We start from the raw sequence: 8,397 nt of genomic DNA, 5'->3' as shown, positions 1-8,397 counted from the left end.
GCGGCTGTGGTACTGGGCCACGGTGGCCGCGTCCGCGGCGCTCGCCGCGGCGGCCTCCCGCGCGCTCACCGAGTCGCGGGCCGAGCGTCCGCGCGGCGTGGACGTGCCGGGACTGGCCACGATGAGCCTCGGCGTGGCGGCGCTGGTGGCCGCGATCACCTGGGGCCGCACCGGCTGGACGTCCCCGGGCGTCCTCGCGCTGTTCGCCGCCGCGGCCGTCCTGCTGTCCGCGTTCGTCCTCGTCGAGGCGCGGCGGCGGGAGCCGATGGTCGAGCTCGCCCTGTTCCGGCGGCCGGCGTTCCTGCTGTCGGTGACGGGGGCGCTCGTCACCGGGCTCGCCGTGATCGGGGTCATGACCTATCTGGCGACGATGATGAGCCTGGTGATGGGCCTGTCCGCGATCGCGGCGGCGCTGGTGCTGGCGATCTGGTCCGGGCTGTCGTTCGTCGTCGCCCTGCAGGCCCACCGCCTCCCGGCGCGGCTGCCCGTCCGGCGCCTGCTCGCCGCCGGGTTCGCGCTCGCCGGCGTCAGCGAGCTCGCGCTGGCGGCCCTGGCCCCGGACGCGCACTGGTGGCGGCTCGTGCCGGGCCTCGCCGCCGCCGGCGTCGCGAGCGGCCTGACCAACGCGATGCTCGCCCGGCTCGCCGTGGAGAGCGTCCCCGCCGACCGCGCCAGCATGGGGGCGGGCGCCAACAACACCGCCCGCTACATCGGGGCGTCGCTGGGCGTGGCGATCGTCGGGGCCGTCGCGACGGGGTTCGGGCACGACGCGGCCTCGCTGGCGCACGGCACGAACGTCGCGATGGTCGTCTCGGCCGTCGCCGCGCTCGCCTACGCCGTCCTCGCCCTGGTCATCCGCGACCGGGCCTCCTGAACCCGGCTAGGCGAGCTCCTCGACGAAGGCGGCCAGCTGGGTCAGGTTCCGGCACTCGTACATCGGGACCAGCTCGCCGTAGCGGGACGCGGCCGAGTCGCCGGTGTCCCACTGGGAGCGCGGCTCCGGGTTGAGCCAGTACGCGTGCCGGGCCCGGTCCGCCATCGACCGCACGATCGGCAGGGACAGCTCCCCGTAGTTGGACCGGGCGTCGCCGAGGATCAGCAGGGACGTCCTCGGGGTGACGGCGTCGCGGTACTTGTCGTCGAACACCTTGAAGGCGTGGCCGTAGTTGGACCGGCCCGTGATCCACACGAGGTCGGCCTCGGCGGCGAGGCGGGTCATCGCGCCGGTGACGTCCGCGCCCGGCGCGAAGTACTTGGTGATCTCGTCGGTGGCGTCGATGAAGGCGAACGCGCGGACCTTGGTGAACTGCTCCCGCAGCGCGAACGTCAGCAGCAGCGTGAAGTGCGCGAACGCCGACACCGAGTCGCTGGCGTCGCACAGCACCACCAGCTCGGGCCGGTGCGGGCGCCGCGGCCGGTGGTGGGTGGTGAGCGGCACTCCCCCGCTGGACAGGGACGCGCGGACCGTCCGGCGGAAGTCGAGCCGGCCCCGCCGCCCGTGCCGCTGCTTCTGGACGAGCCGGGTCGCCAGCCTGCGCGCCAGCGGGTAGACCTCGCGGCGCAGCGCCTCCATCTCGGCGCGGGTCGCGCCGGCGAAGTCGAGCCGTTCCAGCGGGGGGCGCACGGCGATGCGGGCAGTCCGCTCGACCCCGGTGTCCTCGGCGATGCGGCGCCGCACCTCGCCCGCGACGAGGCCGGAGAACCGGGAGATGCGGTCGCGGAACGTCCGGCGCGCGACGCGCTCGGCCATGCCGCCGCGCTCCCGCCCGGCCAGGACCGACTCCAGCAGCCGCGCCATCAGGGTCTCCGGCGACAGCGCGCTCATCACGCCGGAGGAGAACCACGACTCCTGCCCGGGCGTCCGGCCGTACTCGGCGACGGCCAGCCGGGCGAACCGGCGCAACCCGGCGTCGTCCCCGGACAGGAGCAGGTCGGCGAGCTCCTCCCTGCGCCGCTGCACCCGCGGGTCGAGCGCAGCGGGGACGGGCCTGCCGTCGTCGTCGACCGTCCTCGCCGGGCGCCCGGGGTCGGGCGCCGCTCCCGCGCCGTCCCCGACGGCCGCCGGGAACCACAGGTCGAAGAGCGTGTCGAACGTCGCGCGGTGCTGGGGCCGCTTGACGACCGTCGCGGCGTACGCGGCGCGCAGCGACTCCCGGTCGAGCAGGTCGACGGCCCGCACGGCGCGCACCGCGTCCAGCCCCTCGGCGACCGACACCGGCAGCCCGGCCCGCCGCAGCTCCGCGACGAACCCGGTGTGCCGGTCGACGAGTGAGGCCATGTCAGCCGCTCAACCCGAGTTCCTTGGCGGCGCGCTCCTGGTCGGAGGCATGCTTGAGGACGACGCCGAGGGTGCGGCCCACGGCGGCCTCGTCCAGGTCGTCCAGGCCGAGGGCCAGCAGGGTGCGGGCCCAGTCGACGGTCTCCGCGATCGACGGCGCCTTCTTGATCTCCAGGTCGCGCAGCGTGCCGACGGTGCGGACGAGCTGCTCGGCCAGCTCCGCCTCGATGCCCGGCACCTGCGCGAGGACGATGTCGCGCTCCCGGTCGGGCGCCGGATAGTCCAGGTGCAGGTAGAGGCAGCGGCGCTTGAGCGCCTCCGACAGCTCCCGCGCCGCGTTCGAGGTGATCAGCACGAACGGGCGGCGGACCGCCGCCACCGTCCCGAGCTCGGGGATCGTCACCTGGAAGTCCGACAGCACCTCCAGCAGCATGCCCTCGACCTCGACGTCGGCCTTGTCCGCCTCGTCGATGAGCAGGACCGTCGGGTCGCTGCGGCGGATCGCCGCCAGCAGCGGCCGCTCCAGCAGGAACTCCTCGGAGAAGATGTCGTCGTGGGTCTCCTGCCAGGCCCGGTCGGCGGGCGCGGCCTGGATCGCGAGGAGCTGCTTCTTGTAGTTGAACTCGTAGAGCGCGCGGGCCTCGTCCAGGCCCTCGTAGCACTGCAGGCGGATCAGCTCCGCGCCGGTCGCCGCCGCCACCGCCTTCGCCAGCTCCGTCTTGCCGACCCCCGCCGGCCCCTCCACCAGCAGCGGCTTGCCGAGCGCCTGCGCCAGGAACACCGTCGTGGCGATCTCGTCGTCGGCGAGGTAGCGGACGCCGGCGAGCCTGCGCCCGGCGTCGGCGGGTGAGGCGAACATCGCGTCGGTCATCCCTTGCCCTTCCGCGCGGCGGCCTTCTTGTAGGTCTGGTTGGTCCCGGCGAACACGAGCGACGCCTTGTCCTCGCTGAGCGCGACGCCCCAGTAGGACGCGGTCTTCGGGTCGCCGCCGTTCCACGAGAAGCGGTACCTGCCGCCGCCCTCGGGGATGGCCGAACCGCTCCACAGCTTCTGCCGGCCCCGCACCCACACGCCGCTGCCGTCGGCCTTGAACCGGAAGTAGTCCTTGGCCGCGCCGACCCAGCGTCCCACCAGCGGCTTGACGTCGGCGGCCCGCACCGCCGGCAGCGGCGCCAGCGTGGTGGGCGGAGCGGACGGCGCGGCGTCCGCGGCCTGCTTCTCACCGCCGCCGCATCCCGCGAGGGCCAGCCCGGCCGCGGCGGCGCAGGCGGCGAGGGCGGTCGAACGGGCCCGCACTGTCACGGGGACCTCCGGATTTCCTGGGACAAGAGCGGAATCCTACCTGCGCGTCCGCTCACACCTGAGGGGTAGCCGCCACATGGCACCGGGGAGTGACGCGGCAGCCCTCCCCGCCCGCCTATAACGGTGTCATGACGACCCCACGACTGCCGCGCGACGACCTCACGGCGGCCATGGCGGCCCGGCGCGAGCTGGGGCCCGACTATGACGACGCCTTCATCGAGACGGTCGTCGACCGCATCGAGGAAACCCTCGACGCCCGCGCCGTCGCGCCGCGCTCCCGCCGCCGCGTCCCGGCGCCCGAGCCGCGGCACGGCGACCGCGACCACAGCCTGGCCATGGCGGTGCTGTCGCTGCTCGCCGCGATCCCGCTCAGCGCGATCGCCGTCGTCAACGCGGGCCTTCCCGGCCTCCTCATCGCCCTGGCCGGCATCGTCATCGTCAACTTCACCTACACCTTCCGGCCGCGCTGACCCAGGGGGGCGACCCCCTGGAACCCCCGTCACGAGCCGGGCGATCCTCACGCCACTGTGCGGCTCGTCGTGCCCGTGCGGGTGGGTCGGTGTCGCTCCGGTCGCCCGGCTCGACGGGCAGGCGCGTTGCGCTCGCTGCGCTCGCTCCACGCGCCTGCCCGTGGCCGGGGGCTGAGGTTCCTGCCCGTGGTCGGGGCTGCGGTCGTGGGGTTACTTGCCTGGTTCGGGGTCGCGGGGGAGGCCGAGGATGCGTTCGCCGATGATGTTGAGCTGCACCTCGGTGGTGCCGCCGTAGATCGTCATCGCGCGGCTGAACAGCATGGCGCGGCCCACGATGCCGCTCTCGGCCATCGGGACCTCGGTGGCCGCGGCCGCGCCCTGCGCCGCCCAGCAGTGGTCGGCGACGTCCTGGTTGAACTGGACGCCGAGCAGCTTGCGGACGCTGGCCTCCGCGCCCGGCTCCACGCCGTTCAGCTGCTTGAGCGTGGTGCGCAGGCCGAGCAGGTCGATCGACTGGCCCTGGGCGACGAGCCTGCCGACCTCGGCGGCCGCGACCGCGTCCAGCTCCCGGTTCGCGAAGAACCGCAGCAGCTCGGGGACGCCCATGCCGAGGCCGCCGCCGGTCGACAGCGACACCCGCTCGTTGGACAGGGTGTTGCGCGCGACCTGCCAGCCCTGGTTGACCTCGCCCACCACCCGGTCGTCGGGGACGAAGACGCCGTCCAGGAAGACCTCGTTGAACAGCGCGTCGCCGGTCAGCTCCCGCAGCGGGCGGACGTCCACGCCCTCGGACGCCATGTCGACGAGGAAGTAGGTGATGCCGTCGTGCTTGGCCGCCGCGGGGTCGGTGCGGGCGATGCAGAAGCCCCACTGGGCGTGCTGGGCGAGCGACGTCCAGATCTTCTGGCCGGTGAGCCTCCAGCCGCCCTCGACCCGCTCGGCCTTCATCGACAGGGACGCCAGGTCCGAGCCGGCGCCCGGCTCGGAGAACAGCTGGCACCACACGATCTTCCCGCGCAGCGTCGGCCGCAGGAACCGCTCCTTCTGCTCGTCGGTCCCGTAGCGGACGAGCGAGGGCACCAGCCAGGCGCCGATCCCGAGATTCGGCGTCCTGACCTTGGCGGCCCGCAGCTCCTGCTGGATCAGGATCTGCTCGACCGGCCCGGCCTCGCGCCCCCACGGCCTGGGGAAGTGCGGGACGGTCCAGCCCTCGTCGCCGAGGCGCTCGGCCAGCGCGTCCTTGTCCTCGATCGCGGCCAGCTCGGCGATCTCGGCGCGGATCCGCTCGCGCAGCGGCTGGGCGTCCTCGTCCAGCTCCAGCACGACCTCGCGGCGCCCGCCGTCCAGCGCGAGCGCGGCGACCTTGGCGGCCCAGCCCTTGGACGGGCCGAGCAGCGCCCGCAGCGTCAGGGCGCGGCGCAGGTAGACGTGGGCGTCGTGCTCCCACGTGAAGCCGATGCCGCCGAGGATCTGGATGGCGTCGCGGGCGGTCTGCACCCCGGCGTCCACCGCGATGACGGCTGCCACGGCGGCGGCGAACCCGGCCTCCTCCGTGCCCTCGTCCAGGGCGCGGGCGGCGTCCCAGGCGGCGGCGCGGGCCTGCTCCAGGGCGATCAGGCTGCGGGCGGCCTTGTGCTTGACGCCCTGGAACTGCCCGATCGGGCGGCCGAACTGCTCGCGGACCTTCGCGTACTCGGCGGCGGTCGTCACCAGCCACCCCGCCAGGCCCGCGGCCTCGGCGCCGAACAGCGCGGCGGCCAGGTCCCGGACCCGGCCGGCGGTGAGGCCGTCCAGGACGCGGTCGGCGGCGACGGAGGCGCCGGAGACCTCGACGGAGGCGACGCGCCGGACCCGGTCCAGGCTCGGCACCGGGGTGACGGCGAGGTCGGCCGCGTCCAGCGCGACCCACTGCTCGCCATCGTCGACGGCGACGGGCAGCACGAGCACGTCGGCGAGCGCGGCGCCGAGCACCGTGGCCGCCGTCCCCGACACCACGAGCGCGTCGCCCTCGCGGCGGCCGGTCAGCTCGCCGTCCAGCGCGACGGCGGCCGTCCGCGACCCGTCGGCGAGGCCCGGGAGCAGCTCCGCTCGCAGCTTGGCGTTGCTGGAGGCGTCGATGACCGTGCTGGCGAGCACGGTCGGCAGGAACGGGCCGGGCGCGGCCGCGCGGCCCAGCTCCTCCAGCACGACCGACAGCTCCAGCAGGCCGAAGCCCTGCCCGCCGTGCTCCTCGTCCAGGTGCAGGCCCAGCAGGCCCTGCTCGGCGAGGGCCGGCCAGAACCCGGGCCTCGTCTCCTCCTCCGCGTCCAGCGCGGCCCGGACGGCCGTCGCCGGAATGTTGCGCTCGGCGAAGCCGCGCACCGAATCGGCGAGCGCCTCATGCTCCTCGGTCAGCCCGATGGCCATGCGTCAACCCTCTCTCGACCCTTTTGACCGAGATTCTAGAACAGCATTCGGATGATGGGGGGACGCGGTCCGCTCTCAGCTCTCGCGTGTCGCGCCGGTCTCCGCCCCGGCGGCGGGCTCGGCCTCCGGGAGCGGCTCGCGGGACGGCCTGCGGCCCGCGGCGAGGCTCGCCACCGCGGTGGCGGCCAGCGTCCCGGCGATCACGGCGAGCGACAGCCAGATCGGGATCTCGGGGGCCCAGCCGGCGCCGTACTCGTGCAGCGCGTGCAGGATCAGCTTGACGCCGATGAAGCCGAGGATGAACGCCAGCCCGTGCCCGAGGTAGACGAGACGGTCGGCGAGGCCGCCGAGCAGGAAGTACAGCTGGACGAGGCCCATGAGCGCGAACGCGTTGGCGGTGAAGACCAGGTACGGCTCGGTCGTGAGCCCGAAGATCGCGGGGATGGAGTCCAGCGCGAACAGCACGTCGGTCGAGCCGATAGCGATCATCACGATGGCCATCGGGGTGACCAGCCGGCGCCCGCCCCGCCGGGTGAGGAACCGGCTGCCGTCGTACTCGTCCGACGTCGGGATGACGCGCTTGGCCCAGCGCAGCAGCGCGTTCTCCTTGAACTCGTCCTCGTCGCCGCCGCGGACCAGGCCGATCGCCGTCCAGATGAGGAACGCGCCGAACAGGAAGAACACCCAGGTGAAGGTCGCGATGGCGGCGGCGCCGACCGCGATGAACGCGCCGCGCAGCACCAACGCGATCACGATGCCCGCCATCAGCACCGTGTGCTGGGCGTGCTTGGGCACGGCGAACCTGGCGAGGATCACCATGAACACGAAGAGGTTGTCGACGCTGAGGCTCTTCTCCATGACGAAGCCGCCGAAGTACTGCGCGGCGTGCTCCCCGCCGGAGAAGAGCCAGACTCCGAGGCCGAAGAGCACGGCGAGACCGATGTAGACCACCGACCAGAAGGCGGCGCGGCGGGTGGTGAACTCCCGCGTGTCATTGCGGTGGATCAGGAACAGGTCGGCGGCGATGATCGCAAGGATCGCCGCGATGGTGAGGCCCCAGACAAGGGGTGAGACCGACAACGTGAACACCTCCGGCGGACATGAGACGAGCGCCGGAGGTCTCTCCCGCCCTGCGATCGGGTACGGGCCGCGGAACCCGGGCCGGCATGGGCCGACCGTACTGACGAGAACCGCGCGCGGGGATACTCCCCTCCGCTTACCTGCTTCAACGCGGGCCGCTCCGGGGCGGTTCCCCTCCCCCGCGATTTTTCGGCGCCGTCTTCGAACCCGAGCGCGGGAAACCGCGTCTAAGGTCCGGTCAGCTCCAGGTACAGCCCCGCCAGCTGGTCGACGGCGTCGTCCTCGCCGGGCATCAGCGCCGACCGCCGGGCGGCGGCCGAGCCCAGCCGCGCCGCGAGCGCCGGATCGTCCAGGACGCGGCTCACCGCGCGCCCGAGCGCCTCCGCGTCGTTCGGCGGCACCAGCAGCGCCGCGTCGGACTCGGGCTCCTGCAGCAGCGCGACGTCCTCGCCCCGCTCCCCGGCGCCCACCATCCCCGGGATCCCGCCGACGCGGGTCGCGACCAGAGGCCGGCCCGCCCGCAGGATCTCCTGGACGACCAGCGGCTGCCCCTCCCACACGCTCGGCACGACCGCCACATCGCAGGCGGCCAGCAGTCCGGCGACGTCGGAGCGGCGGCCGAGCAGCAGGACCGGCAGGTCCTCGGCCTCGATCCGGGCGCGCAGCTCGCCCTCCAGCGGCCCGTCGCCCGCGATCGCGACGAGCGGCGGCGGGGTCCGTCCCGCCCACGCCGCCGCGGCGTCCAGCAGCGTCGGCAGGCCCTTCTGCTCGGCGAGCCGGGCGACGGTGACGACCAGCGGCCGCTCCCCCACGCCGAGCTCGGCCCGCACGTCGGCGCGGACGGCGGGACCGGGCGGCGCC

General features: G+C 74.2%; 8 protein-coding genes. 2 read left to right on the top strand and 6 right to left on the bottom strand.

What is annotated here, in order from left to right:
* Positions 1 to 874, top strand: an 874-nt coding sequence (locus tag ABWI04_RS40485; protein WP_353835718.1) for an MFS transporter, incomplete at its 5' end; no start/stop codon positions are given.
* A 6-nt stretch (positions 875 to 880) separates the two neighbouring features.
* On the opposite strand, the gene ABWI04_RS40480 is transcribed toward ABWI04_RS40485, so the two are convergent.
* From ABWI04_RS40480 to ABWI04_RS40470, 3 genes are read right to left on the bottom strand one after another with little or no spacing between them, the layout of a single operon-like run.
* Complete coding sequence (locus ABWI04_RS40480; RefSeq protein WP_353835717.1) at positions 881 to 2,278, bottom strand: vWA domain-containing protein; 1,398 nt, start codon at positions 2,276 to 2,278, stop codon at positions 881 to 883.
* Between the two features lies 1 nt (position 2,279).
* A complete protein-coding gene (locus ABWI04_RS40475; protein WP_345184277.1) occupies positions 2,280 to 3,149 on the bottom strand; it encodes an AAA family ATPase in 870 nt (289 codons plus the stop codon).
* Positions 3,146 to 3,580, bottom strand: a complete 435-nt coding sequence (locus ABWI04_RS40470; protein ID WP_353835716.1) for a hypothetical protein — start codon at positions 3,578 to 3,580, stop codon at positions 3,146 to 3,148. The genes ABWI04_RS40475 and ABWI04_RS40470 overlap by 4 nt, the downstream gene beginning before the upstream one ends.
* A 128-nt stretch (positions 3,581 to 3,708) precedes the next feature.
* Here ABWI04_RS40470 and ABWI04_RS40465 point away from each other — a divergent pair, with 128 nt between their 5' ends.
* On the top strand, positions 3,709 to 4,050 hold the full coding sequence (locus ABWI04_RS40465) for a hypothetical protein (protein ID WP_353835715.1): 342 nt from the start codon (positions 3,709 to 3,711) through the stop codon (positions 4,048 to 4,050).
* 210 nt (positions 4,051 to 4,260) lie between these two features.
* Here ABWI04_RS40465 and ABWI04_RS40460 read toward each other — a convergent pair whose 3' ends face one another.
* From ABWI04_RS40460 to ABWI04_RS40450, 3 genes are all read right to left on the bottom strand, one after another.
* Complete coding sequence (locus ABWI04_RS40460) at positions 4,261 to 6,456, bottom strand: acyl-CoA dehydrogenase family protein (RefSeq protein WP_353835714.1); 2,196 nt, start codon at positions 6,454 to 6,456, stop codon at positions 4,261 to 4,263.
* A 75-nt stretch (positions 6,457 to 6,531) separates the two neighbouring features.
* Positions 6,532 to 7,536, bottom strand: a complete 1,005-nt coding sequence (locus ABWI04_RS40455) for a TerC family protein (RefSeq protein ID WP_345184269.1) — start codon at positions 7,534 to 7,536, stop codon at positions 6,532 to 6,534.
* Positions 7,537 to 7,763: 227 nt separating this feature from the next.
* Positions 7,764 to 8,397: glycosyltransferase family 4 protein (locus ABWI04_RS40450; RefSeq protein ID WP_353835713.1), on the bottom strand; the 634-nt coding region annotated here is incomplete at its 5' end.

Origin of the sequence: Actinomadura sp. NPDC000929, from assembly GCF_040492065.1 — a bacterium.
GTDB lineage: Bacteria > Actinomycetota > Actinomycetes > Streptosporangiales > Streptosporangiaceae > Spirillospora > Spirillospora verrucosospora.
Note: the sequence above shows the minus strand (reverse complement) of the source record. Positions and strands in the feature narration are given on the sequence as shown.

Coding starts and splice junctions, on each gene's coding strand:
- ABWI04_RS40465 (WP_353835715.1), top strand. CDS start 3,709: ATGACGACCCCACGACTGCCGCGCGACGACCTCACGGCGGCCATGGCG.
- ABWI04_RS40475 (WP_345184277.1), bottom strand. CDS start 3,149: ATGACCGACGCGATGTTCGCCTCACCCGCCGACGCCGGGCGCAGGCTC.
- ABWI04_RS40480 (WP_353835717.1), bottom strand. CDS start 2,278: ATGGCCTCACTCGTCGACCGGCACACCGGGTTCGTCGCGGAGCTGCGG.
- ABWI04_RS40460 (WP_353835714.1), bottom strand. CDS start 6,456: ATGGCCATCGGGCTGACCGAGGAGCATGAGGCGCTCGCCGATTCGGTG.